The 24810-nt window shown below is 64.6% G+C and carries 26 protein-coding genes, 1 tRNA gene and 3 pseudogenes; 17 read left to right on the top strand and 13 right to left on the bottom strand.

Going from position 1 to position 24810, the window contains the following annotated elements; genetic code table 11:
- Window positions 1-232: 232 nt before the first annotated feature.
- From G6N25_RS03350 to G6N25_RS03330, 6 genes are all read left to right on the top strand, one after another.
- Complete coding sequence (locus G6N25_RS03350; RefSeq protein ID WP_232065691.1) at window positions 233-670, top strand: recombinase family protein; 438 nt, start codon at window positions 233-235, stop codon at window positions 668-670.
- Window positions 671-734: 64 nt separating this feature from the next.
- The gene (locus G6N25_RS23685; RefSeq protein ID WP_232065911.1) at window positions 735-833 is read left to right on the top strand and encodes a helix-turn-helix domain-containing protein; all 99 of its coding nucleotides are present in this window, start codon (window positions 735-737) and stop codon (window positions 831-833) included.
- A gap of 18 nt (window positions 834-851) precedes the next feature.
- Window positions 852-1535: a hypothetical protein gene (locus G6N25_RS03345; protein WP_083077298.1), complete on the top strand. Its 684-nt coding sequence runs from the start codon at window positions 852-854 to the stop codon at window positions 1533-1535.
- A 90-nt stretch (window positions 1536-1625) separates the two neighbouring features.
- The gene (locus tag G6N25_RS03340) at window positions 1626-2567 is read left to right on the top strand and encodes a DUF6602 domain-containing protein (RefSeq protein ID WP_083077299.1); all 942 of its coding nucleotides are present in this window, start codon (window positions 1626-1628) and stop codon (window positions 2565-2567) included.
- A 622-nt stretch (window positions 2568-3189) separates the two neighbouring features.
- Entirely contained in the window at window positions 3190-4209 is a 1020-nt protein-coding gene (locus G6N25_RS03335; protein ID WP_142272873.1) for an HNH endonuclease signature motif containing protein, read from the top strand.
- A 45-nt stretch (window positions 4210-4254) separates the two neighbouring features.
- A complete protein-coding gene (locus G6N25_RS03330; protein WP_232065690.1) occupies window positions 4255-4875 on the top strand; it encodes a Fic family protein in 621 nt (206 codons plus the stop codon).
- A gap of 54 nt (window positions 4876-4929) precedes the next feature.
- On the opposite strand, the gene pemK is transcribed toward G6N25_RS03330, so the two are convergent.
- Window positions 4930-5250 carry a type II toxin-antitoxin system toxin endoribonuclease PemK gene (pemK, locus tag G6N25_RS03325; RefSeq protein ID WP_083077301.1) on the bottom strand — a complete coding sequence of 107 codons (321 nt, stop codon included), beginning with the start codon at window positions 5248-5250 and terminating at the stop codon, window positions 4930-4932.
- Between pemK and G6N25_RS03320 the strand changes: the two are divergent.
- A pseudogene (locus G6N25_RS03320) lies at window positions 5194-5543 on the top strand (hypothetical protein); the annotation flags it as partial. The gene pemK and the pseudogene G6N25_RS03320 overlap by 57 nt on opposite strands.
- Before the next feature lie 1237 nt (window positions 5544-6780).
- On the top strand, window positions 6781-8022 hold the full coding sequence (locus tag G6N25_RS03315) for a hypothetical protein (RefSeq protein ID WP_142272874.1): 1242 nt from the start codon (window positions 6781-6783) through the stop codon (window positions 8020-8022).
- A gap of 135 nt (window positions 8023-8157) precedes the next feature.
- Here the strand turns inward: G6N25_RS03315 and G6N25_RS03310 are convergent.
- A pseudogene (locus G6N25_RS03310) lies at window positions 8158-8410 on the bottom strand (SDR family oxidoreductase); the annotation flags it as partial.
- 298 nt (window positions 8411-8708) lie between these two features.
- Between G6N25_RS03310 and G6N25_RS03305 the strand changes: the two are divergent.
- Window positions 8709-9530 (top strand): PPE family protein, SVP subgroup, encoded by an 822-nt coding sequence (locus tag G6N25_RS03305; protein WP_083077321.1) that lies wholly within the window; start codon window positions 8709-8711, stop codon window positions 9528-9530.
- Between the two features lie 44 nt (window positions 9531-9574).
- Window positions 9575-10723 carry a PPE family protein gene (locus G6N25_RS03300; RefSeq protein ID WP_083077305.1) on the top strand — a complete coding sequence of 383 codons (1149 nt, stop codon included), beginning with the start codon at window positions 9575-9577 and terminating at the stop codon, window positions 10721-10723.
- Between the two features lie 14 nt (window positions 10724-10737).
- Here the strand turns inward: G6N25_RS03300 and G6N25_RS03295 are convergent, their stop codons facing one another.
- The 3 genes from G6N25_RS03295 to G6N25_RS03285 all read right to left on the bottom strand — a co-directional run bounded on the left by G6N25_RS03295 (window position 10738) and on the right by G6N25_RS03285 (window position 12266).
- Entirely contained in the window at window positions 10738-11073 is a 336-nt protein-coding gene (locus G6N25_RS03295) for a hypothetical protein (RefSeq protein ID WP_083077307.1), read from the bottom strand.
- 64 nt (window positions 11074-11137) lie between these two features.
- Window positions 11138-11626 carry a DUF732 domain-containing protein gene (locus G6N25_RS03290; protein ID WP_083077308.1) on the bottom strand — a complete coding sequence of 163 codons (489 nt, stop codon included), beginning with the start codon at window positions 11624-11626 and terminating at the stop codon, window positions 11138-11140.
- A 130-nt stretch (window positions 11627-11756) separates the two neighbouring features.
- Complete coding sequence (locus G6N25_RS03285) at window positions 11757-12266, bottom strand: DUF732 domain-containing protein (protein WP_158084938.1); 510 nt, start codon at window positions 12264-12266, stop codon at window positions 11757-11759.
- Window positions 12267-12429: 163 nt separating this feature from the next.
- Here G6N25_RS03285 and G6N25_RS03280 point away from each other — a divergent pair, with 163 nt between their 5' ends.
- Entirely contained in the window at window positions 12430-12681 is a 252-nt protein-coding gene (locus tag G6N25_RS03280) for a hypothetical protein (protein WP_372506942.1), read from the top strand.
- Between the two features lie 11 nt (window positions 12682-12692).
- Here the strand turns inward: G6N25_RS03280 and G6N25_RS03275 are convergent, their stop codons facing one another.
- Entirely contained in the window at window positions 12693-13355 is a 663-nt protein-coding gene (locus tag G6N25_RS03275) for a TetR/AcrR family transcriptional regulator (RefSeq protein WP_083077311.1), read from the bottom strand.
- A 119-nt stretch (window positions 13356-13474) separates the two neighbouring features.
- Window positions 13475-14176 carry a TetR/AcrR family transcriptional regulator gene (locus tag G6N25_RS03270; RefSeq protein WP_083077313.1) on the bottom strand — a complete coding sequence of 234 codons (702 nt, stop codon included), beginning with the start codon at window positions 14174-14176 and terminating at the stop codon, window positions 13475-13477.
- Between the two features lie 132 nt (window positions 14177-14308).
- On the opposite strand from G6N25_RS03270, the gene G6N25_RS03265 reads away from it, so the two are divergent.
- Window positions 14309-14722: a DUF4267 domain-containing protein gene (locus G6N25_RS03265; RefSeq protein ID WP_083077314.1), complete on the top strand. Its 414-nt coding sequence runs from the start codon at window positions 14309-14311 to the stop codon at window positions 14720-14722.
- Here the strand turns inward: G6N25_RS03265 and G6N25_RS03260 are convergent.
- Complete coding sequence (locus G6N25_RS03260) at window positions 14719-16182, bottom strand: protein adenylyltransferase SelO (RefSeq protein ID WP_083077316.1); 1464 nt, start codon at window positions 16180-16182, stop codon at window positions 14719-14721. The two genes, G6N25_RS03265 and G6N25_RS03260, sit on opposite strands and share 4 nt — an antisense overlap.
- Before the next feature lie 114 nt (window positions 16183-16296).
- Between G6N25_RS03260 and G6N25_RS03255 the strand changes: the two genes are divergently transcribed.
- A complete protein-coding gene (locus tag G6N25_RS03255; RefSeq protein WP_083077317.1) occupies window positions 16297-17214 on the top strand; it encodes an HpcH/HpaI aldolase/citrate lyase family protein in 918 nt (305 codons plus the stop codon).
- 18 nt (window positions 17215-17232) lie between these two features.
- On the opposite strand, the gene G6N25_RS03250 is transcribed toward G6N25_RS03255, so the two are convergent.
- Window positions 17233-18510 carry an HNH endonuclease gene (locus tag G6N25_RS03250; protein ID WP_083077319.1) on the bottom strand — a complete coding sequence of 426 codons (1278 nt, stop codon included), beginning with the start codon at window positions 18508-18510 and terminating at the stop codon, window positions 17233-17235.
- A 35-nt stretch (window positions 18511-18545) separates the two neighbouring features.
- A pseudogene (locus G6N25_RS03245) lies at window positions 18546-19570 on the bottom strand (IS1595 family transposase).
- Between the two features lie 88 nt (window positions 19571-19658).
- On the opposite strand from G6N25_RS03245, the gene G6N25_RS03240 reads away from it, so the two are divergent.
- Both G6N25_RS03240 and G6N25_RS03235 read left to right on the top strand, forming a co-directional pair.
- A complete protein-coding gene (locus tag G6N25_RS03240; RefSeq protein ID WP_083074713.1) occupies window positions 19659-20018 on the top strand; it encodes a DUF488 domain-containing protein in 360 nt (119 codons plus the stop codon).
- A 17-nt stretch (window positions 20019-20035) separates the two neighbouring features.
- Window positions 20036-20908 (top strand): LLM class F420-dependent oxidoreductase, encoded by an 873-nt coding sequence (locus G6N25_RS03235; RefSeq protein WP_083074714.1) that lies wholly within the window; start codon window positions 20036-20038, stop codon window positions 20906-20908.
- Window positions 20909-20940: 32 nt separating this feature from the next.
- Here G6N25_RS03235 and G6N25_RS03230 read toward each other — a convergent pair whose 3' ends face one another.
- Genes G6N25_RS03230 through crcB (G6N25_RS03220) form a run of 3 tightly spaced genes read right to left on the bottom strand, consistent with a single transcriptional unit; the run spans window position 20941 to window position 22816 of the window.
- Complete coding sequence (locus tag G6N25_RS03230) at window positions 20941-22041, bottom strand: DUF190 domain-containing protein (RefSeq protein ID WP_083074715.1); 1101 nt, start codon at window positions 22039-22041, stop codon at window positions 20941-20943.
- On the bottom strand, window positions 22038-22424 hold the full coding sequence (crcB, locus tag G6N25_RS03225) for a fluoride efflux transporter CrcB (protein ID WP_083074716.1): 387 nt from the start codon (window positions 22422-22424) through the stop codon (window positions 22038-22040). Before crcB (G6N25_RS03225) ends, G6N25_RS03230 begins: the two co-directional genes overlap by 4 nt.
- A complete protein-coding gene (crcB, locus tag G6N25_RS03220) occupies window positions 22421-22816 on the bottom strand; it encodes a fluoride efflux transporter CrcB (RefSeq protein WP_083074717.1) in 396 nt (131 codons plus the stop codon). The genes crcB (G6N25_RS03225) and crcB (G6N25_RS03220) overlap by 4 nt, the downstream gene beginning before the upstream one ends.
- A 136-nt stretch (window positions 22817-22952) precedes the next feature.
- Between crcB (G6N25_RS03220) and pgm the strand changes: the two genes are divergently transcribed.
- Both pgm and G6N25_RS03210 read left to right on the top strand, forming a co-directional pair.
- Entirely contained in the window at window positions 22953-24593 is a 1641-nt protein-coding gene (gene pgm / locus G6N25_RS03215) for a phosphoglucomutase (alpha-D-glucose-1,6-bisphosphate-dependent) (RefSeq protein ID WP_083074718.1), read from the top strand.
- 65 nt (window positions 24594-24658) lie between these two features.
- Window positions 24659-24734 (top strand) — tRNA-Ala (locus tag G6N25_RS03210).
- Window positions 24735-24810 lie beyond the last annotated feature (76 nt).

Below are 24810 nucleotides of genomic sequence, written 5' to 3'. Positions count from 1 at the left end.
CAACGGCCCCGGAGTTGAGAAAGGAGCCGATCCCGACTATCCCGATGGCGACCTAGCCACCTCAGCGACGGCGACTTCACAGCCCATCGAGTCGACCATTGGGGAGTCTCGAAAGAGACCCCGCATTCGAGACACCGGGCCGATGGCCCGAACCGGCCATGTTCTCCGAGGTCGATCTGTCTCAAAAATCCGTCTCTGAAATAACTTTCGCAAAACTGCGATTCCCATACTTATGAGTCATCACAATGACGCTGACCTACCCCTCGTTGGGCAGCGAATCGGCTACACCCGTGTCTCCACAGTTGCCCAGACCCTCGAGCAGCAGAACGATGCTCTCGCCAAGGCCGGAGTGTTGAAGACCTTTTCGGACACCATGTCCGGCGCTCGGGATGACCGCCCCGGCCTGGCGGCGCTGATGGATTACGTTCGGGAGGGTGACATCGTGGTGGTCTGGAAATTAGACCGGCTGGGCCGCAACACTTTGCACATCCTCGAAACCGTGAAGGCTTTGACCGGTCGTGGTGTCACGTTGATCTCCACCAGCGATGGCATTGACTCCTCAACTGCGGCTGGCCGCATGATGATCGGGGTGTTGGGATCTCTCGCCGAATACGAGCGCGAGCTGGTCAAGGAGCGGACGGCGTTGAAGCGAAACGTGTCTCGAGCCTAATGGTACAAAATTCGGTCGTCCTAAGAAGGTGTTGGACGAGGGGCATATCGCGACCGCAAAGCGCATGCGAGCAGGCGGACATAACGGCAAGGACATCGCTAAATACCTCGGAGTGAGCAGGGCAACCGCCTACAGGTATCTAGCTGACATCGACTCTCCCTGACCATGGCATGATCTGCCTGTGTTTGACGTCGACATATGGGGGACCGTCGCGAGCTGGGTCGGCGCGATAGGCACAAGTGGTGCTGCTATCACTGCCGTTGCCTACTACATATTTCAACACCGCGCAGATAAGCGGAAGCAAGCACTGATGGTCGCTGTGAAGGTTGGTGAGCACCGCGTCAAGTTGGCGGGCGAGGAGCACGGGCGATGGCTGATGCAGTTGGAGATCACCAATAATTCGGCTGCTGAGATCCGCGACGTGGAGGCAGAGCTTGTACGAAAGTCCTTTTACGAAACCATATTTCGTAGTGCGGGCACGGTGATCTACCAGCTACTTCCCGACGTCAAACGGGAATGGGAAGACGCGCAAGACATACAGTATCTCCCCTTCGACGGTGGTCGTCAGATTATCGGTCCCGGCGGAAAGTTTGAGCAAGAGTTCAAAAACAACCGTATGAGTAATATTTATCGGCTGAGAGTCGCATTCATTGACACAAACTCTTACGGATGGGCGATCGTAATAGATAACGGGGGACAGGGGCAGCGACGGCACAAGCTGAAGCAGATTAGATACTACCGCGGGCTATGGGAAAGGCGTCGGGAGTACCGACGCACGCCATCGCAGGTAATCTCCGGTTGGCGATCAAATTCAAAGTATGCGTGGTGGATGATCCGGCATCCTGCGACGAAGAACCACGACTAGTCCCAGGTCGTCCTAACTGTAGAAACAAGTCATATAATCCCCGCGTCGCGCCCTGAGGCTGATGTCAGACCACCTGGCTACGCTCGATGGATGACCCACGAACACCACCAGTGGCTCGCAGACGTGAACAGATCGATCGTGGAATCGTACGAGCGCGACCAGGAGATGGCACGTCAGCCGGGCAGTACTCAACGGACGGGGCATCGCGTTGAGTCACGCTGGGATGACGTCTTGCGTGACTGGCTGCCGCCGCAGTACGAGATTGGCAAGCAGAAGTACCTGTTACTTGAAACCGATGACGGTCCGACGCTGACGAAAGAAACCGACCTCGTCGTCTTCCATCCACATTATCCGGAGAAGCTACGGGTCAAAGAATCTGTCCTCGCATCAGGCGTCGCGGTAGCGTTCAGTTCTCGGCGGACGATTGGCCGGGAAGACATCAGAGAGGCGTATGAGGACGCCATCACTCTTCGCCGAGGAATGAAGATCCGTGAAGGGACCCAACAGGCTTATTTGGTGCCCCCTGTTTTCTATGGCCTCCTCGGGGAATCGCATGACTGGAAGGCTCCTGGCAGCACGCCGAAAGGCAACATCAAGGCGATGACGGAGGAGTTTGATCGAGATCTGGTAAATGCTCCACGCGAAGGGCTCGATTTCATATGCGTTGCAGATCTTGGAATTTGGGGTCGCGTCACTACAGTTTTGACTGAACGATTTCTGTCGCAAAATCTAAACGTCACACCTCTCATGGCATTAGCAACCGGAACCTCCGGCAAGGAATCTCTTGTCTTGTCTGGCATGCGGCACGACTACAAACAGGAAAACTTGTCCCCGCTGACCAACTTCATTGGCTTGTTGTGGGGCAAGCTGGCAATCAACGATCTTTCGCTGAAGCCACTCGCAGATGGATTTCGTATCACGGAGACGACTGGCACAACGGGTAGCTTCGGGATGCGCTCATACAAACTTGCCGATGTGACAACTGCGCAGATCGCGAGCCAATACCGGAATTCGGGGCCGTGGTATTACTAGCTGCGCGTAGTCCGTCCGCCTAACGGCTGGTCATGCACAATCATGCGATGAACTGGGGAGATCTGTGGCCGAGTCGACCTTAACGAGATTGACGATGAATTGATGCGGCCTCTCAACGAGCCACAGCGACCCCCGAAGCGGCGAACACCCTGAGCGTGCGCCACCTAATGCAACCGTGGATCCCCGGGAGATCCGGGTGATAATGATGACGACCACACAGCAAAGAAGGCCGCCACCATGACTGAGTTGACGCGGGCCGATTCGGCCACAGAGGTCAGCTTCGGCCCTACCGCGCCCAGAGGATGGACGTGGCAGCGGTGTGGCCGCTACAAGTACCGAAGGTACTTGACGCACTTATCCAATCCGGACCACCTGGTTCCTAGCGCTCCGGCGCCGACGGACATGCCGCCCCTGCGGATCTCCGAGCGGTATGCCGCTGGAAGGCGTAGTGCCATGGGACATGCAGAGCCCGACAAGGAATGACCGACGACAGTCGGCCGTCATGCTGGTACGAACACATCCTGACTGGTAAAACGCTTACGTGCCAACAATGCCGGAGAGCGCCTATCGGATTGGGATGAGCTGCAGAGTGCTCTTTAATAACACAAGGGTAGGCGAGGAAATGGTTAAAAAACTGCGGATACCGATACCAGATTCATTGGCGGGGAGGGTGCAATTCGAATCGGATCGCACCTGCTGTGTGTGCCACCAAAGAAAAAACCCAATACAAATTCACCATATTGATGAGGATCCGAGTAATAACAGCTTTGAGAATCTTGCAGTTCTCTGTCTAGAATGTCACGACGGAACTCAGATCAAAGGCGGATTTAGCAGAAAGCTAGATCATGAGCAAGTGAGATTATACCGCCATGACTGGCTTGAGCGCGTCCGACGCTACCGTGCAAACATGGAGAGCGATAGCGGCCTTAACCAAGGGCTTGCCGACTTGGACGGATCCGCGGGAAAGGAACTCCGGAGGGCCTTGGTCTCACTCGAGATCGCGAAAGAAAATGGGGATTGGTACGAAGTCGCGTTGCTGTATCACCGGGCCGGCGAAATGGAGCTTCGCGACAAATACATCGATCTCACTCTGGCCGAGGACCCCAGCCCATTTTATCAGGTATTACTTCGACGGATGCAGGGTAAGGCTTCCGAATTACCAGACGAGATTAAAGCTGCTGCCGTTGAACAGGCATCTCAAGACTGGACGGTGAAAGCGGGCGTTCTCTATGAGACCGGAGACGTCAAAGAGGCGACTCGGACTCTGCTCTCGGGTATCACTGAAGCGCTTGAAAGATCCAATCCATTTGCTGCGGCCTATTACATAAAAAATCGCTTATCTGCGATAGTAAAGGATCTGTTTATGCAATCGCTGGATCAATTCGCCGCCGAAGGAGACCTTTGGTGGCAACTTAGGTGCTACGAAGAACTTGGCTGGGATGGCAGTGCACAAGAACTGTTACTAGGGAACGAAGCCGAAATCCGTGCTAGCAATGATGTCCTCTTGCTGCAGAAGCTCGCTGCCGTTAAAGGCAATGAAGAGGAATACGTTGATATTATGAAGGCCATTGGAACCGGCAAATCTCGAGCCTATACGTCAATCGCGCGAAACCAAAGGTTTCACAGGGCCGACCCAATCTGAAGCGATAGGGCGTGCCAGGGCCATCCTTTAGGCGGGTATGGGTCTTTGCCCGGCGCGATTGGCGACCTCATCGCCTTCACGCAGCGCGCCGACGTTCCAGCGCTGCCGCAGATCGCGGTGGCCCATGCACAGTTCGAAACCATTCACCCCTTTACCGACGGGAACGGGCGCACGGGCCGCGCACTGGTACAAGCCATGCTGCGCAACAAAGGCCTAACGCGCCAGGTGATGGTGCCGGTCTCGGCGGGGCTGCTGGCCGACACGGGCACATACTTCGCCGCGTTGACCAGCTATCGCGACGGTGACGCCGCGCCAATCGTCGAGCGTTTCTCGCAGGCCAGCGTCCTGGCTATCGCAAACGGGCGTCAGCTGGTCGCCGACCTTCGCGATATCCGAAAGCACTGGAACGACGTGATCACCGCGCGGTCCGACTCGGCGGTGTGGAAGGTCGCCGATTTGTTGATCCGCCGTCCGGTCGTGAACGCCGCGCTCCTGGCGCAGGAGCTGGGCATCGAGTCCACCAACGCTCACCGCTACCTCAACCCGCTCACCGAAGCGGGAATCCTCGTCGAGACGACCAGTGGATCCCGCGACCGGGTGTGGCGTTCCCCTGAAGTGCTCGCCGCGCTCGACGCTTTCGCCGAACGCGCCGGGCGGCGAGGCTGACCGCTGTCGCCATATAGAGCCAAATCACGGAAACTGACTGCGGTCTGGCAGCCATCACAGACCAAGGTATCGCGCCACGGCGTGTTCCACCTTGGCCATTTCGTCACGGTCCAGGTAGTCGACCGGATCGCCGTGCACATAGACGATGTCGATCGTCCTGATCTGGTCGACCAGGAACCGTGTCTTTGTTCCCATGATTTCCAGCTCTGGGCGGAAGACCGCAGGTTGGGCGCTTGTCGAGGTCGGTACTACAGTTACGACGCTCCACGGCATCGAGCCGGGACTGATGACCACGGCGTAGCGCCGCCCGCGTTGCTCGTGCCCTCGTTTCGCATCGCCGAAGTCGACCCTGTAGACCGCTCCCCGAATCACCACGCGTCCGGTTCGGTGGAGACGTCCTCGTCTCGAAGCCGCTCAGCGTCGGTGCGAGCCTGCTTGATCCACACTTCCCGTTCGAGCAGCTGTAGTGCCCGCCGGATGACATCGCTCTTGCGCTCGCCGCTGCGCATTGCGGCCCTGATGATCTGTTCATCTTTTTCAGTAGGTCGGAAGCCGATGGTCGCAGTCATGAGTACGAAGGTACGCCGATGTTGCACAATCGTCGAGCAATTGTTCGACATGCCATCGGCGCTCCGACGGCTGCGTTCGCCGCCGCATTCCTTGTTGACGTCGAGGCTGTGGAGGGCCTTAGTCTCACGAATCGCCCAATACTGCGGGGCGGTCGTGCTCTGAAGGCAATCGCCACGCTTCCATGCCCGAGGTGACGCTCTTGCCCGGCTGACGTCGGATGTGACCGCGGTGTGGAGTCGACGTCAGAGGGTCGATGAGCTGGACGTACCTGCGAAGAACCTGAGCCCGTGGCACTTTCGCGGGGTTTTGGGCGATCGCTTCAGGAATGTATGGCTCCGCAATCGTCGTGGAGCCCAAGAATCCCTGCTAACTATGCTGAAAGCACGTTGCATAGCAAACGCGATACGGCGGAATAATAGTTAAATACGAAACTACCCATCAGTAACAGGCCGGTCTGCATTCACCCTCATACCTAGGATAGCTATTACCGCGGCAATCCAATTGTTTGCCAGCGCATAGTGGACACTCCTGTGTTTGCTGACGGATAGCGCTTCACCGCCGACACCGACGCGGCCAGGCCGCGTTTGTCGCCGCGGCACCGCCCCCAATGTGCCATGCCACGATGACCTCGCGAGGCACCTCGACCTGCAGCCCACCTGATCCGCCACAGCCAGGTCGCCGCCGGCCAGGACAACCCGTCCCGCACCCACCGGGCCCCACTGCTGCTTCGAGGTGGCTGACCCGCCCGACTGCCACCCCGCCGTGATCGCCGGGGCCGCCCCCGTGCGCACCGTTTTACGGCCCACCCCAAGAAAGGGGTGGATGTGGTGTGCCCGGTCACCGGGCATGGTCGGTATTGGCTTGTGCCCCAAGCGTATACCGGCACTATCCGGTCTGGCGGGCGCTGACCCGCCAGGCTTGTCTGCGAATCCACCTCGGGTTCCTGCTTGTGCTGCGGCGGTGCGGACAAGCCGCACGACCGTTTTCCCACCCGCTTGCCTCACCCCCGCTGTGGCGCCGCGCGGTGAATCCACCGGCACGTTGAAGCAGGGCCGACTGCCCGGACAGGAACGGATCGAGACGTTCACATCATGGCGTGTCCACACCCGGCAACGACACTTTGTCGCGCTACTTCGATGCTGTCGATAAATGATTTTGGCGGGACCTTCTATTTATCCCAGTTCGGATAATGGTGTTTGTGTATTTCGCGCAGGTTTTTGCTGTGTATGTATATCGCCGGGGTGAATTGTCGATCTTTGTTGTCACGATTGGTTCGCAATATTTCGCAGGTACATTCAATTCGTCGTTATCCAGAATTGTATGAAGGAGATGGTCGTGGACCTCGCAGCCCGCCCCCACATCACCGCCGCAGTCGCCCTGGCCAGCGCCGCCGTCCTGGCCGCCGGCCCGATGGCCCAACACCTACCCGACCTTCGGCTGTCCCAACACCGGCCCACGGCGAGTGTGTCCGACATCAACCTCACCGACGCCGCCAGCAGCATGGTCGACCTGTTCGCCGGCGTGGAAAACTCACTCGCTTCACTCGCCGGCGGGGCGAGCGCCGCCGCAGTGCCGGCGGGCGTGGCAAGCGCCGCTATTGACCCCACGCAGAACCTGATTGTCCAAACATGGCTTAACACTTTCGAACTTGCGGCAACTCAAGCCCAAGGAATTGCCAGTGAATGGGCCCAGACTCCATTCGTGATCCCGCAACAAGTCGCCGCGAACTGGGCGCAATACGCCAGCGACTATGTCGGGGCATATCAAAAGGCCGCGATGAGCGGCGTCAATTTCTTCGGCGGAACCACGGCAACCAGTTTTGTGCCCCTAATGCAAAAGGGTTGGAGCAGCATGCTGGCAGGGAAGATCAGCACAGGGGTGACGCAGTGGTTCCAGGCCCTCTACACAAATCCACTCGAAGATATCGGTTTTCAACTAGAATCTATCCCGGGGAATCTTCTCGGCGGCTGGACAACCAACCTGGCGGGGGCAACAAATTATCTCACTGGCCCCGGCCTGATAACAATTGGTCAATATGCGGGTGTTGAGCTGCCGCTCGAGCTCATCCAGAATGGGCTCGGTAAAGGTCTGCAAGCAGCGTATAACTCGTGGCAAGCCGGAGATCAGTTGGGAGCAGTGACCAACTTGCTCAACACCCCTGGCATCATGGCGAATTATTTCCTCAACGGGGGGCCAGCGACTGTCAGAGGTGTCACTGGTTACAGTGGCGGCTTGCTCAGCTATAAGACCGCCTTAGGCACGTCCGGCGGAGGCCTGGTCAGCCAATTGCTTAACGTCGTCAACGCAAAAGTCGCGGAGAGCATGGTCGCGGACGGTGCCCAGAACATCGGAAATGGTGGCAGCCTGGCGACCGCGGTCCAAAACTTTGGTAACCAGCTCATCAACGGGTGGCCGTCGCTGACTCCTGTTGTCAACGAATTGGGTGGCGCATTGACCCAGGTGCTGCAAAACATCCCGACGGTCCTGTCGAGTATTCCGTCGGTGTTGAGCAACGCGGGCGGATTGGTAGCGGGTCAGATCGGGTCGTGGATCGCCGCCCTGCTCAGGTTGCTCTGAGTCCGCTAACGGTCGCCGATGCGAGCCGGCGACCGCCAACGGCGATTGGCCCCCTTCGCGCGTTATTTGGCGGAGGGGGCCGATTGTTGGTGACTTCGATTGTCGCCCACCGAAGTTGGTGTCGGTAACGGGTGTCTAGCTCAGCGAGACCCGCCCCATGATCAGATCGATGATGGGCTTGCCGGGTGGGTATGCCCCGGTGAGCGAGACCATCGTGTGTCCGTAGTCCACCAGCAGCGCGATCCCCGTTGATGCCGAACGCGGCCGCACTGTTCAGGAACGCCATGACATCGCCCATCTGCTCGGGGGTATGCACCTGGGGGCCGGTCTCCTCGCGATAATCCTGGGCGAAGGTGAGCCACAAGTGGGCGTTGGATTGGGCCAGCGGTTGGCCGCCTGCTTGGAAAAGCCGTAGATCAGGTCCGGCCCCTCGGCCACCCCGGCGGCGATCGACGCCGGATCACGCAGGTCGACCTGGATGGCGCAAAGCCCCTTGTGTGCGGTTGTGGCGCACTAGAGCATGAAATCAGAGCCGTCCTAACGTCCCTCGCCAAAGGACTCAAACGTGAGCGTCTGGCATGACCCACGAGCCGAGTCAGCCGGGCGACGTCTGCGCTCGATTGGCTTTCACGCCCACGGGGCGGGAAAGAACACACAACCCCGACACACGCCTGAAGGAGACGTCCATGTCTTTCGTGACCGCACAACCTGAAGCGTTGGCCTATGCGGCGGGCAAGCTGCAGACTCTCGGCTCCGCGATGGCCGCCGAGAGTGCGGCCGCGGCCGAGCCGACCACGGGAGTGGTCCCCGCGGCCGCTGACGAGGTATCGGCGCTGCAGGCGGCAATTTTCGGGGCGTACGGCAGCCTGTACCAGTCGGTCAACGCCCAAGCCGCAGCGATTCACGAGCTCTTCGTTCACACCTTGGGGGCCAGCGCGGGTTCGTACGCGGCCACTGAGTCCGCCAACTCCGCGACCACTTCTTCGCCACTGACGGGGATGATCTCGAGTCTGCTCAGTCCCGCCGCCGCCAGCGCTGACCCGCCGGGTGGCAACCTTGCCAACCTCATCAACATCGGCGGCGGGAACTGGTCGGCCGCCGCGTCGGACCTGCTCGATATGGCCCAGGGCGGCATCCTTCCCGCCGCCAACGAGGCCGGCGACGTCACCGATGCCGGCGGAGCGGCGGCTGGCTTGGATGGAACGGTCCTGACGGGCGCGACGGGCCCTTCAGGCCTCGGCGGGGTTCCGATGTCGGGGGGACTGGGCCAGGCGCCCTCGATCGGCCGGTTGTCGGTGCCCCCCAGTTGGGCCGTGGGGCCTGCCCCTGCGGCGAGCCCCGGCGCACTCACGACGGCGGGCTGGACCGCCCCGGCGCCGCAAAGCGCGCCGGTGACAACCGTGCCGGCCGGGATGCCCGCGGTGGCGACGGCCGGGAAGGCGGCCGGCCTGGGCGCGCCGCGGTACGGCGTCAAGCCCACCGTGATGGGACGGCCGACGGTGGTCTAGGCAAGCAAACAAGCGGGATTTCCTCAAAGGACAGGGATACAGAAATGGATTTCGGAGCACTACCCCCAGAGATCAACTCCGGACGCATGTACGCGGGTCCGGGCGCGCAACCGATGATGGCCGCCGCGACGGCGTGGAACACCCTGGCCGCCGAATTGAGTTCCGCGGCAGCCGGATACGAATCGGTGATCACCGAGCTCACCGGCGAGCAGTGGCTGGGTTCGGCGTCGGCATCGATGGCCGCGGCGGTCCAGCCGTACGTGGCGTGGATGAACGTCACCGCGGCGCACGCCCAGCATGCGGCCGCGCAGGCCACGGCTTCCGCGGCCGCTTTCGAGGCGGCCTTCGGGGCGACGGTGCCCCCGGCGGCGATCGCGGCCAACAGAGCTCAGCTCGCGGCACTGGTCGCGACCAACCTCCTGGGCATCAACACGCCCGCGATCATGGCCACCGAGGCCCACTACGGCGAGATGTGGGCCCAAGACGCCGCCGCCATGTACGGCTACGCGGCCTCCTCGGCGAGTGCCGGGACGTTGACCCCGATGACGCCCCCGGCGCCGACCGCCAACCCGGCCGGGCTAGCCGGCCAGGCCGCCGCGGTCACCCAAGCCGGCGCCACTACCGGCACGCAGGCGGGGCTGATACAGACGATCTCGAACTTGCCCAATGCGGTTGCCGCACTTGCCTCTCCGCTTGCCGCGGCCGCCGATCCGCCCAACCTGCTGAGCATCCCGTTCGTAACGAACGCGATCAACGGGGCAGTGGACGCCGTCGCCTGGTGGGTGATGAACGGCATCCCGACCTCGGTGTTGCTGGGCCACGCGATGAACAGCGCCCCGGCGACTATTGCCGCAGCCGCCGGTGCCCAGAGCGTCGTGGGGGGCTTGGCCGGCGCGGTGGGGCCGGCCGGCTCCGCCGGATTCGGTGGGGCGTCGGTGCTGGCGGGTTTGGGCCAGGCGTCCACGGTCGGTGGTTTGTCCGTGCCGGCCGGTTGGTCTGCGGCCACCCCGGCGGTGGGTTCTGGCGCTTCGGCGTTAGCGGGCTCGGGCTGGGCCGTTGCCCCGGAGGAGACGGCGCCGGTGACGGCGGTGCCGGCGGGGATGTCGATGGCCACGGCCGGGAAATCCCTCGGCTTCGGTGGGCCGCGGTACGGATTCAAACCCACCGTGATGCCCAAATCGGTCTTCGTATGACGGGCGCGAAGGGGTCAAGATGCCCGTCTGAGCTGTATCTGATTGGTCAGCGTGTATCCGGCCGGTTTTCCGCAGGCCGCCTGCGTGTAAACCTGTTGATCCGTGCCCGCAAGGGTATTCGGATCCCACGTGATGTGGGCGTTCGCGGCGTAGGGAATTCGAGTGCCGTCCGAGCAACGTATGTTCTCGAACATGTCGATCACCCATTGACCATCGATCAGCTGCGCTCGGCTGGTTCCGGCGCCAGCCTTGATGTCGATGCATCCCTCGCCGCAGGGATTGACGTTCCAATTGGTGATGTGGGTTTGGCCGGCTGGGCCGGTCTCGGTCAAGACGTAGTCGCCGATCATCTCCGGTGCGGCGGACGCGGGTGCGGCCGCCGCTATCGCAACTACGGCCGCGGCGACCGCGCTCCTACTTCGACGCATTGGGGCAATAGGCGGTGATCGCGGCTTGTGCCAGATGCTCGGCGTCGTCATGAGTGAATCGCGGCGACGACGGATTGCCGGCCGCGATGTCGTGATTCTCGGCGGCCAGGATGTTGCCTACCGTCGACTCGAGCGACTGCGGCCGCGGCGGCAGCAGCAGAAAGCAGGTGTGATGGCCCAATTCCATGAACCGCTGGCGGACGGCCTCGGCGCCGTTGTCCGCGATGCCGTAGCTGGTCAACGTGGACAGGAAGAGACCGTCGGCTCCGTCGGCCGGATTCGCCGCTCTCGTCGATGCGCTGACCGTTATCGTTTGCGGCCCGGGCGATGTCGCGGTCTTATCCCGCGATAAGTAGATGCCGACCCCGCTGAGCCCGGCCAGGACGGTCACCGCGAAGGCCGCCGCCACGACAAGGACCCCGACGGGCGTCCGCCTCGCCGATCCGGGCGGGGCAGCGCGGCCCTCGACAGTCATGGGCTGCCTCCTTTGACTCCCGGATGGCCGCTACGCCGCCACGATTGCGATTTTCGCAGTTCGCTAGGCGTCGCCGACTTATGACGATACGCGAGCGGGCCAGGCGACGTCAGGGGCCGCGCACCGCAAGTCACGACCCCCCGCTGACCAGATTGCCGTTTTGCGCACAGTACGCGCGAACGGAGATGGCCACGTACGTGTCGGCGTTGCCCGCGAGCGCCGGATTGCTCGCGCGGAATGCGGCGGCTATCTGCGGCACCGTCATCCCCTGACGAATGTCGTCGCACACCATCTTGCCGTTGTAGATCGCGGCCTCGGGGTTGGCGAACGAGATGCCGTGGTCGTTGAGGTCCTGGACGTACTTGTTGTCCTGATCGGGTGTGGACGCGATGGACGACGGGGCGGCGGCCGGCGCCGAGGCCGACGACGGGGTGGTCGGAGGAGGCGCCGCCTGCGGGCCCTTGGTGTCGGGGCTTAACAGCCAAAAACCAAGAACGATGGCCCCCGCCAGCGCCAGACCGCCCAGGAGCAGCGCGCCGGCCTTGCGCCAGGTAGCGCTCCACGATTGGCGTTCGGCCGCCGGTTCAGCGTCGTGCGAAGCCGCGTGATCGGCTGCGGCAGCCGGGGACGGCTCGGCCATGAGGATCATGGTAGCGATGGGCCGCGCTGACCATTGCATTTCCCGACGGCGATGTGAGAGCCTCACATCGCTGCGCCGTTGAAAGTCTCTGCCTTGTTGGGGAGTTGCCACTATGTCCGGTTCCCGCGACCCCGACGACGGTGCAAACCTAATGGGTCGCGCGATGAATCTGCTTCGCCGCGTGCTGCAACACCGGGTCAGTATCGGGGCGCTGATCGAGATGGCGTTGTGGCTCGCGATTCCCTACCTGTCCATCGGCTTCGTCTGGGCGCTCCTGCACACCGAACAGACTCAGCGAATTCAGGCGCGGCTGGAAAACGTATTACCGGCGGGCGCCGACCTCGCGGCCTTCGGATTGACGGCGGCGTTGTGGCCGGCTTTGATCCAGATCGCCGACGCGTGCCCACCGGCGTGACGGTCAGCCGGCTAGAGGCCCACGACCGCGCATCGGGTGATTTCTTCGATGGCTTCCGGCGCCACGCCCAGCCCTCGAAGGCAGAACCGGAGCGCACGTTCGCGGACTTCGGTTCGGTCCCAATGACGCGTTGCCCATTGCCGCTGGGTGCTCGCCCACAGCACACCGTGTATCGACTTCGCCGCGGCCACCGGCATGATGTCTTGGAACACGCCAAGTTCCAGGCCGCGCCGAAGCTGCTCGACGAGCGGCTCGAGTATCACGCTGTAGGCGGGCGAAACCAACTCGGGGGCGGACGACGCGCTCCATTGCGCCTCCAGGAACGGCCGGCGTAGATCAAACCCGGTGTTCTCGCCGAATACGAGGTCGAGTCGCCCGTCGATCCACGCGACCACCGCTTCCACGGGGCTGGTGGTGTCCGCCATTTTGCCTCTTAGCCTTTGCGTTTCGAGGCGGGCCAGCTCCAGAAAGACCGCCGCGACCAGGTGGTCCTTCGATTCGAAGTGTCGGTAGAACGCGCGAGTGCTCAGGTGGGCGCGTTCGAGGACGGTCGCGATGCTGAGGCCCCGAACCCCCTGATCGTGCACGGACTGAGATGCCGCGGTCAAGATGGCGCAACGAACGTCCGGATCCGGAGCGAGCTTGTTCCGTCGACGCGATAATGGGCCGCTCATGTGTGTCCCCCGCGGACGATCGGCCTATACAGGTGTGTCATAGCAGCCTAGGTACCCCGCGAAGCCGGTCGCGAAAACTCTTTGCCGCCAAGTCGCTGTCGGGAAGGCGGCATCCGGACCTAGCCCGCGGGCGGGTCCCCCGTGGCCTGTTCGATCGTGCCTGGTGCCACGCCCAGTCCCCGCAGGCAGAACCGCACCGCGCGCTCGCGAACCTCGTCGCGGTTCCAATGATTCGTTGTCCACTGCCGCTGAGTGCCGGCCCACACCACGCCGTGTATCGACTTCGCCGCGGTCATGGGAACGATGTCTTTGAACACCCCGACGTCCAGCCCACGCTGAAGCTGCTCGACGAGTGGTTCGAGAATCGCGCCGCACGCGGGCGCAACCATCTCCCGGGTGGACAACGCTGTCGACTCGGCCTCGAGCGACACCTGGCGCAGCTCCGCTTTGATCTCCTCGTCGAATGCCAGGTCGAGTCGTTCATCGATCCAAGCCGCCACGGCCTCAATCGGGTCGGTGGCTTCGGCCATCCTTTGCCTCAGCCGCCGCACCTCCGCGCGGGTGATCTCGAGAAACACCGCCGCGACCAGGTGGTCCTTCGATTCGAAGTGTCGGTAGAACGCGCGGGTGCTCAGCTGGGCGTGCTCAAGCACCGCCGCGACGCTGAGACCTCGAACGCCCTGCTCGCGAACAGATTTCGACGCGGCATCCACGATGGCGCGGCGAACATCTGGGTCGGGAGCAAGCTTTTTTCGTCGTGTTGTGACCTGATAGTCGACGTATGCGCGCGCGTATGCGAGCGGATCCCCCTGTTCCGTCATAGTTAAGCAAAATAATGCGTTAGCCGTTCGTCCACACCCCTTTCGTGAAGCCTTTTTTGCGGCGGGCTGTGAGGCCCGTCATCTGAGAACGACGCTTTCAGTTCGCCGCGGTTTTCCCTTAGGCTGCAGGCCATGTCAATCGATCGGGCTGCGTTCCTCGCGGGCGCTATTCGACTCGTGTCGGGTATCTCCTTTCTCGTCGACCCCCTTCGGGCGAACCGGCTCTGGGGCGATCCGGACGAGCCGACGCCGACGGCGCGACTGTTGCTGCGGTCGATGGGTTACCGCGATGCGCTGATCGGCGGGCTGCTTGCGGCGGCGGCGCTGCGCGGCAAGGACACCCGCGGCTGGTTCCTCGCCTCCGGCGGCGCCGACGCGGCCGACCTGCTCGGCGGCCTGAGCGTTCATCACGAGCTGAAGCCCGCCCAGCGGCTTATCGGCCTGGGCGGCGCCGCCGTCGGGATCGGTGTCGGGCTCTGGGGCGCGGCGCGGCGGCGGGGGAGACCCGACAGGCGGGCGGAGTTCGCGAGACTAGCGAAAGGCTAAGTGCCGCAGAAGGTCTGGTACGCGCCGAAGTCCTCCGGGGCGGGACCGGCGTAGCGCTCCAGGCCGGGTCGTCGCTCGTATGGGGAGGTGACGGCGTCAAGGAGTCGTTCGAACGGATCGAGGTCGCCGGCCGTCGCCGCGGTCAGGGCCTCCTCGACCAGGTGGTTGCGCGGAATGTAGACGGGGTTGGTGCGGTCCATCGATTCGGCGTCCGGACTCAGCGCTCGCCAGCGCGACATCCAGTCGTCGAATCCGGCGAGGTTGACGAATAATCCGCGCGCGGGTTCGGAGTCGCCCCGTGCCGCCTGGCCGAGATGGCGGAAGAACGAGGTGTAATCGACGCGGCTCTTCTTCAGCAGGACGAGCAACTCGTCGACCAACGGCGTGACCGCTCGCGCTTCGACGTCCGCGGATAACCCGAGCTTGGCGCGCATGCCGGACGACCACACGGCGTCGTACGTGGGCCGGAACGCCCCGAACGACTCCTCCGCCAGCGCGACCGCCTCCTCAACGTCGTCGGAAAGCAGCGGAAGAAGCGTCTCGGCGAACCGGGCGAGGTTCCACCCCGCGACGGGCGGTTGGTTGCCGTAGGCGTAGCGCCCCCAGGAATCGATCGAGCTGAAGACGGTGTCGGGGTCGTAGGCCTCCATGAAGGCGCAGGGTCCGTAGTCGATGGTTTCGCCGGAGATCGTCATGTTGTCGGTGTTCATCACGCCATGGACGAACCCGATCAGCATCCATCGGGCGATCAGCGACGCCTGGACGGCGACCACCGCGTCGAACAGCGCCAGGTAGGGCCGCTCGGCGTCGGACGCACGCGGATGGTGGCGGGCGATCGCATGGTCGGCGAGGCGCCGCAGCAGGTCCATGTCGCCGGTGGATGCGGCGTATTGGAAGGTCCCTACGCGCAGGTGACTGCTGGCGACGCGGGTGAGCACGGCGCCGGGCAGCGGCGTCTCGCGCTGCACGGGGCGACCGGTGGCCACGACGGCCAGGGACCGTGTCGTCGGGACTCCCAGGGCGTGCATCGCTTCGCTGACAACGTATTCGCGCAGCATCGGTCCCACCGCCGCCAGGCCGTCGCCGGCGCGAGCGAACGGCGTGGGGCCGGAGCCTTTGAGGTGGATGTCGCGCATCCGCCCGTCGTCGTCGACGAGTTCGCCCAGCAGGAGTGCGCGCCCGTCGCCCAATCGCGGGACGTACCCGCCGAACTGATGCCCGGCGTAGGCCTGGGCTACCGGGGCCGCGCCGCTGGGGACCAGGTTGCCCACCAGGAAGCGCAAGCCGTCCGGGCTGCGCAACCAGGCGGCGTCGAGGCCGAGCTCGGCGGCCAGCCGCTCGTTGAGGGCGAGCAGTCGCGGATCGGGGGCCGCCTCGGCTTGCCAGCGGGCAGCCAGCTCCGGCAGCTCGCGGAAAAACCGGTTGTGCAGGGCGACGGTCACATCCGGGGTAACGCTCACTTCACCGAGACTACGGAAGGTCCGGTCGATCGCGGCGGAGCTGCGGGCGTCCCGCTGTGCGATGCCGCTACGGTGAGCTATACCCACGGAACGACGATGACGGCGGATCACGCAATGTATGAACAGGTCGACGGCCACGCGCCGGATCCCGCCGACATCGGCTCGCGCATCGATCCTGTCCTCGCCCGCAGTTGGCTGTTGGTCAACGGCGCGCACGCCGACCGGTTCCAGCCCGCGGCGCATTCCCGCGCCGACATCGTCGTTCTCGACATCGAGGATGCGGTCGCGCCGAAGGACAAGCAGGCCGCCCGCGACAACGTCGTGCGGTGGCTCGGCGCCGAAAACACCGACTGGGTCCGCATCAACGGCTTCGGCACCCCGTGGTGGGCCGACGACATAGCGGCGCTGTCCGGCACGCCGGTCGGCGGGGTGATGCTGGCGATGGTCGAATCGGTGGACCACGTCACCGAGACCGCGCGGCGGCTGCCGAACGTGCCCGTCGTGGCGCTGGTCGAAACGGCCCGGGGCCTGGAGCGCATCACCGAAATCGCCGCCGCCAAGGGCACCTTCCGGCTCGCCTTCGGCATCGGCGATTTCCGCCGCGACACCGGGTTCGGCGAAGATCCGACGACGCTGGCCTACGCGCGGTCGCGCTTCACGATCGCGGCCAAGGCGGCCAACCTGCCCAGCGCGATCGACGGGCCGACGATCGGCTCCAACGCGCTGAAGCTCATCGAGGCCACCGCCGTTTCCGTCGAGTTCGGAATGACGGGCAAGATCTGCCTGACGCCGGACCAGTGCGCCGTCGTGAACGAGGGACTGTCCCCGTCCCAGGACGAAATCTCTTGGGCCAAAGAGTTTTTCACCGAGTTCGAGCGTGACGGGGGAGAGATCCGCAACGGCTCCGACCTGCCGCGCATCGCCCGGGCGACCAGGATCCTCGAGCTGGCCCGCGCTTACGGCATCGAGGCGTCCGACTTCGACGACGAACGGGTCCACTCGCCGGCGCCGTCGGACACCTATCACTACTGAGTCGAGGATCAAGACCGCCTATGCGGCGTGCTTTGCGAGCGCGACGCCGATTCGTAGTTCGACGCGGCTGAAGGCGATTGTGGGTGCGCGCGGCGGCGCCGCCGACCGGTAGGTTGTGCCCGTTGGCGTGGTGAATTCGGCGGTGTGGGTGTGGGTGTCGTCGACGCCTGTGGTGACTCGCCATCCGGTGGTTTCTTTGGTGTAGTTGCAGCGCTCGCACAAGCCGAGACCGTTGTCCGCGGTGGTGGCGCCGCCCTGGGCCCACGGCTGGGCGTGGTCGCGGTGGCGGATCGGGGCGTCGCAGTAGGGGGTGCGGCAGCGTTGGTCTCGCGATTCGATGAAGTTGGCCAGGCCGCGTGGGAAGAGCCGTGCCCGTGATTCCATGGCGACCAGTGCCCCGGCTTGGGGGTGGGTGTAGAGCCTGCGCAGTGTGGCTCGGGAGCGTTGGTCGGTGACGGCGGTGGCGACCATGGCGCGGGCGACGGCCGCTGGGATGGGGCCGTAGCCGCGGATTTCGGCGGGGCTGTTGTCGCCGCCGAGCAGCGTTTCATCGGAGAGGACCAGATTGACCGCGACCGGAACGGGAACCGCCGGGTCGTGGCCGGTGACCCGTTCGACGAGGGTGTCGGCCATCACCTGCCCGCGCGAGCGCCCGTCGCAGCGGGTGTCGGCCTGGCGGCGGAGCGCCGCGTAGACCGATACTCCTTGGGCCACGGGTAGCAGCGCGGTTAGGTAGGTCATGGTGTCGGGTGCGGGGCGGATGGTGACGGTGCGTTCGTTTTCGGCTTTGGTGGCGCGGTCGACGACGGCTCGGGGGTCGAGCCGGTAGGCGATGGCTTTGGCGGCCGCGGTGATCCGCGCGTCGCCCATGCCGTCCAGCCCCGCCGGGTCGGCGCATAGTTCGGTGTCCAGGGTGCGGCGGTCCTCGACGTCGAGGCAGGCGCTTTCGCGCACGATCAGGGTGGCCCGCCATTCGGAGAGCGCCCCGGATTCCAGGGCGGCCAGGGTGTGGGGCATTTCGTGCACCAAGGCCTTGGCGAAGCCGAGGTGTCTGCCGCCCCGGGTGGGTGAGTCCCGCCGCGCTAGGGCGATCTCGCTGGCTAGACCACGTGCCCGCTGGGCGGCGGGCACTCCAGCGTCGGCCTCGTTCGAGCGGCGCAGCGCGTCGAGTGCGGCGGCCGCCCGCGCCTGGCCAGCGGCGGCCGCGGCGGATTTGAGTCGCTCGAGCTCGGTGATGCGCGCGATCAGCGCCGATTCGTCGGCCAGGGGGTCGACCCCCACCAATCTATCGAACATCTGTACTGCTTATCTGCTTAAGTGGACTTGATTCCTTAGAATTCGTCGAATGTGTTGCTAGGCAGTGATTGAGCGGTCAATAGCTGAGTTTGCTGGCGGGGTTTGCCGCCGATGATTTCGGTCAGTGGGTGAGGATCGGTGTTCATGCTTTGTTGCAGGAGCCGGTAGAAGAGCATTCCGCGTGCCTTTGACCTGCGGCGATTGAACCTGAAGGTGAACTCGTCGAGGTAGTAGGGCAGGTGCTCGCGTTCCACGCGGTAGTGGTGGGTGCCGGCGTTCCACCGTTTGAGCAGGGACGCCACGCGGTGCGGCCGGGCAGGGTCACGTGCCCAGGCTCCGGCGAGCTGTAACCCGAGGTGTATTCGTGGCGGTAACCCTCATCGGCCAGCACTCGAAACATCCGAGCGCCGTCGGTGCGGATCAGCGAGCCTGGCTCGGCGGTCGTGCGGGCGAACTCCACCAGTTGTTTGGAACCTGGGGCATCAGCAACACCAAGTCGCACCCGACCCAGCTTTAGTTTCCGATTCACCTGTATACCAACATTTTCCACCGCGATCATCACAGGTACTTTTTCAGTGGAAGCTCCGTCTCGGCCCGCGGCGCGTCCGCCAACAAAGGACTCATCGACTTCGACCACGCCGCAGAGTAACTCGCGCTCTGGACGCACCATCGCCCGGCGCAGCTTGTGCAGCCACACCCAGGCCGTCTCGTAAGAGCCCAGGCCGAGCATGTCATGCAGGTTCTGCGCCGAGGCCCCGTTCTTCTGCGAGGTCACCAACCAGATCGCGGCGAACCACGTGCTCAGCGGGGTACGCGTGCGATGAAAGATCGTTCCCGCTGTCACCGACGTCTTGCGCCCACAGCCGGCGCACTTCCAATGTGCCGTCGAGGTCTGCCAGGCCCGCTCGCCGCCACACACCGGACACCGGAAGCCCTCTGGCCAGCGCAAAAGCGCCAGATATGCCACACACGATGCATCATCGGGAAACCACGCCCGAAATTCCTGATACGTCCGGGGATAGTCCACTCCGCCGACCGGACTCTCGTCAGCTAAGTACATGCTGACCAGCATAAGTCCACTTAAGCAGATAAGCAGTACATCTGTTCGAGTATAACAGGCCCACCGACACTCCCGCTACCCTGACGGGATGAGCGCCAAAAGCCGGATCCGGACGGCGCGCGTGTACGACGACGCCAGCCCCGACGACGGCCAGCGCGTCCTCGTCGACCGCATCTGGCCGCGTGGGCTCCGCAAGGACGACCCGCGGGTGGGCATCTGGTGCAAGGACGTGGCGCCGTCGAAGGAACTGCGCGAGTGGTATCAGCACAAGCCCGAACGGTTCGACGAATTCGCGTCGCGCTACAAGGCCGAATTGCGGGACAGCCCCGCGCTGGAGGAGCTGCGCAAGCTGACCAAACGCGGCGTCGTCACCCTCGTCACGGCGACCCGCGAACTCGACATCAGCCAGGCGGCCGTCCTCGCAAAGGTCCTGAGCGCCTCCGCTTAGCGTGAGACGATCGTGCGATGCGGCTGGGATTGCACGCGCTCGGAATCGGGGCGGGCGCCGACCGGGCGGTGATCGACGCCGTCGCGTCGGCCGCCGACCGCTGCGGCTTCGCCACCCTATGGGCGGGCGAACACGTCGTCATGGTGGACCGGCCCGCGTCGCAATACCCATACTCCGACGACGGCGTCATTGCCGTTCCGGCACAGGCGGATTGGCTTGACCCGATGGTCGCGTTGAGCTTCGCCGCCGCGGCCACGTCGCGGATCGGCGTCGCGACGGGCGTGCTGCTGCTGCCCGAGCACAACCCGGTGGTGGTGGCCAAGCAGGCCGCGAGCCTGGATCGGCTGAGCGGCGGTCGGCTGACGCTCGGCGTCGGCGTCGGGTGGTCCAAAGACGAATTCGACGCTCTCGGGGTGCCATTCGAGCACCGAGCGGCCCGCACCGCCGAATATGTGGCGGCGATGCGCACGTTGTGGCGCGACGACGTCGCCTCGTTCGACGGGCGCTTCGTCGGCTTCGAGGCGATCCGGGTCAACCCCAAACCCGTGCGCGACCGTCGCATCCCGATTGTGGTCGGGGGCAACAGCGATGCGGCGCTGCGGCGCGTGGCCACCTGGGCGGACGGCTGGTATGGGTTCAACGTCGACGGGGTGGCCGCGGTGCGCGAGCGGATCGACACGCTGGAACGGCTGTGCGCCGAGTCGGGGCGCGACCGTGCCGAGTTGCGGCTCTGCGTGGCGCTGCGAAAACCGAGCGTCGGCGATATCGGCGCGCTCGCCGAGTCGGGCGTCGACGAATTGGTCCTTGTGGGGGCGCCACCGGATCGCCCGGACGCCGCCACCGGGTGGGTCTCGGCGCTGGCCGACACGTGGAGGGGAGCGCTCGGCTAGAACGGTGGGCTGCCCAAACGCGAACCCGCCCTTCAGTAGTCGTGCTGCCCCAGCCTGATGTCGCCGAGCCGCTGTGTCCCCTCGAGCGAGAGCGCCGCCGGAACCATTTCACTGGTCACCAGCCCATGCCGTTCGGTGATCTCGTCGACGATGTCGAAACTGCGCGCGATCGAATCCGGCGTATCGACGATGATGGTGGTCACCGGAACCCGGCGCGCGAGCTGAAACAGCTTGTCGCCGTGCGGTTTATGGTCTCCGTGAAATCCCCAGATGCCGCGCAGCACCGTCGCCCCGCGCGCCGTCCCGGATCGCAGCAGCCTTTGGACAAGCGCGCGGTGGATCGGCAACCCGTCGTGCGTGGTCGCTTCGGCGGTGTACACCATCAGCTTTTGCCACAGGGCGCGTCCTTGGCCGTCGGTCATCGGCAGCTGTGGCGGGCGCGCGTATCGTTCGCCGTCGCGCTTGCACAGCCGCACCCGTTCGACGGTCAGCAACGGGTTGGGCACCACGGCGGCGAGTTCGGTTGCGGCGGCGGCTACTTGCGCGGCCGACCCGATGGCGATGATCATCAGCGGCACATTGACGTTGCGGCCGAAGAAGTGGGCCCGGCAGCGCTGCCCGTGCGCCGTGCCGTCGACGCCGAGAAGCGCTATGGCACCGGCGAATCCGCGTCGATGCAGCAGGTCGCAGACCGCGTAATACGCCAGCTTCCCGGCGATGCGCTCCTGCCGGCCGACATACACGGTGAGCTTCGCGGCATCCCCGTCGTCCGGTCCGTGCGCGTCGTCAAGCGCGTCGGCGCCCAGCGGCCGGGTGACCAGCCGCGCCCGCTCCAGAGTCATCAACCCGTGGCCGGTCATCGCGGCGACGTCGTCGAGCAGGGAACGGATCTTCGGCTCGACGTCGACCGCGGCGATCGCCACCGCCGGATCCTCGGACAGGGTCAGCGAGATGTCGCTGCGCAGCTCGTGGCCCGGCCCGAAACTGGCGATCCCACGCAGCATTACGCTGGTTGCGACGTCGGCCCCGCCGAACAAATCGAACATCGCGTCGGCCAGAAACCGAGCGCCGCCGCCCGCGGCCCGTTGCCGCTCGCCGAAGTATGCTGTCAGCTTCAAGCACGGCTGGTTCATATCTGCACCAGGACCCATTGCGAGACCCATTGTCCGAGAAAAGCCGCGGCCATGCCCAGCGCGACGCTGACGACGACATTGGCGAGCGCCGCCCAGGTTTGGCGCTCCTCGGACAGCCGCTGCGTTTCCAGCATCCAGGTGGAGAAGGTCGTGTAGGCGCCGACGAACGCGGTGCCGGCCAGCAGGGCCGCGTCCTTGCTCAGCGCCAGGCCGCCGATCACGCCCAACGCCGTGGCGCCGCTGATGTTCACCGCCAGCGTCCCGAACGGAAACGGCCGGGCCACCCGTCGGGCCACCGCGCGATCCACCACAAAACGGGCCACCGAACCGACGCCGCCGAGGAGCACGACGCCGGCCCACACCAAGACCGTCGTGACCGTCACCGGCGCACCCGTACCCTGCGCACCAACGCGGTGGCCACGTGCACCGCCAGCAACCCCAGCGCGATGCTCGTCACGGTGTAGCCGGCGGCCAAGCCCCAGTGGCCGTGTTCGACCATCTTTAGCGTCTCGACCTGCATCGTGGAGAAAGTGGTTAATCCGCCGCACAATCCGGTGCCGAGCAGGGGGCGTCGATAGTTTGACAGCGGCAACCGCTCCAGCAGCCGGGTCGTGAAGTAACCCACCAGGAAGGCGCCGACGATGTTGACCGTGAACGTCCGCCAGGGCCACCTCGCCGGGTCATCGACGGCGAGCGCGCTCAGGACCGCACGGGCCAGGGCCCCCAGCGCCCCGCCCGCGAAAACCGCGGCCAACTCGCGATAGTCGTGCGCCACGCGTGATCCTTCCGCTTTGCGCCCTTCGCCGGGATGCGCGTCGCGGCGTCGGGGTCACTTACAGGTCGGTAAACCCGAGACGTCAGAAAAATACCTGAGAAGTCAGCGACGCGCGGCGCGGGCAGAATTGGTAACCATGGCCCACCCGCGTGCCGGTCAGCCGGCCCAGCCCGAAGACCTTGTCGACCTGCCCCATCTGATTACGTCGTATTACTCGATCGAACCCGACCCCGACGACGTCGCCCAGCAGGTGGCGTTCGGCACGTCGGGTCACCGCGGCTCGGCCCTGGCCGGGGCGTTCAACGAGGCCCACATCCTGGCCATCACCCAGGCCATCGTCGAATATCGCGCCGCCCACGGCACCACCGGGCCGTTGTTCATCGGCCGTGACACGCATGGCCTTTCGGAGCCGGCCTGGGTGTCGGCGCTGGAGGTGCTGGCCGCCAACGATGTGGTCGCCATGATCGACTCGCGCGACCGCTACACGCCCACGCCGGCGATCAGCCACGCCATCCTGACTTATAATCATGGCCGCGCCGAAGCCCTGGCCGACGGGATCGTCGTGACCCCGTCGCACAATCCGCCGTCCGACGGCGGTTTCAAGTACAACCCGCCCAACGGCGGTCCGGCCGACACCGACGCCACCAACGCAATCGCCAAGCGCGCCAACGAGATTCTGCGCGACGGGGTTTCGGCGGTGAGGCGGGTGCCGCTGGCGCGCGCCCTGGGGACCGTCCAGCGTCACGACTATCTGGGCAACTATGTCGACGACCTGCCCAATGTGGTCGACGTCGACGCGATCCGCGGGGCCGGGGTGCGCATCGGCGCCGACCCGCTCGGCGGGGCCAGCGTGGACTACTGGGCCGCTATTGCCGAGCGCCATGGGCTGGACCTGACGGTGGTCAATCCGCTGGTCGACGCGACGTGGCGGTTCATGACGCTCGACCACGACGGCAAGATCCGGATGGATTGCAGTTCGCCGGACGCGATGGCGGGGCTCATTACGGTAATCGCCAACTCGGACCGCTACCAGATCGCCACCGGCAACGACGCCGACTCCGACCGCCACGGCATCGTCACACCCGATGCGGGGCTGATGAATCCGAATCACTATCTGGCGGTGGCGATCGACTATCTGTACACCCACCGGCCGTCGTGGCCGGCCGGCATCGCCGTGGGCAAGACGGCGGTCAGTTCGTCGATCATCGATCGGGTGGTCGCCGGCATCGGCCGCAAGCTCGTCGAGGTGCCGGTCGGATTCAAGTGGTTCGTCGACGGGCTGATCGGCGGCACCATCGGTTTCGGCGGCGAGGAGTCGGCCGGCGCGTCCTTCCTGCGCCGCGACGGATCGGTGTGGACGACCGACAAGGACGGCATCATCCTGGCGCTGCTGGCGTCCGAGATCCTGGCCGTCACCGGTTTGAGCCCCTCGCAGCGCTACCAGGAGCTGACCGACGAATACGGCACGCCGTTCTACGCGCGGGTCGACGCGCCCGCCGACCGCGATCAGAAGGCCCGGCTGGCCAAGCTCTCGCCCGACGAGGTGACCGCCACCGAGTTGGCCGGGGAGCCGATCACCGCGAAGCTGACCGCCGCGCCGGGCAACGGGGCGCCGCTGGGTGGACTGAAGGTGACGACGGCCAACGCGTGGTTTGCCGCACGGCCCTCGGGCACCGAGGACGTCTACAAGATCTACGCGGAGTCCTTCCTCGGGCCCGAGCATCTGGCCGAGGTGCAAAAGACCGCCCGCGAGGTGGTGAGCCAGGTCATCGGGTAAGGCGCCTGACCAGGCGCTTTGAACGGATCTTGCCGGTGGTGTAGCTTCGATGGGCACAACTTTGCGGGGCTATGGCGCAGCTGGTAGCGCACCACACTGGCAGTGTGGGGGTCAGGGGTTCGAGTCCCCTTAGCTCCACCAGGAGAAACCCGCTTTGAACTGGTGTCAGAGCGGGTTTTGTCGTTTGCGGATGTTGACGAGGCGAACGCCATTTGTC

This window comes from Mycobacterium heidelbergense, from assembly GCF_010730745.1.
GTDB lineage: Bacteria > Actinomycetota > Actinomycetes > Mycobacteriales > Mycobacteriaceae > Mycobacterium > Mycobacterium heidelbergense.
This window is presented reverse-complemented; position numbering and strand designations above follow the sequence as displayed.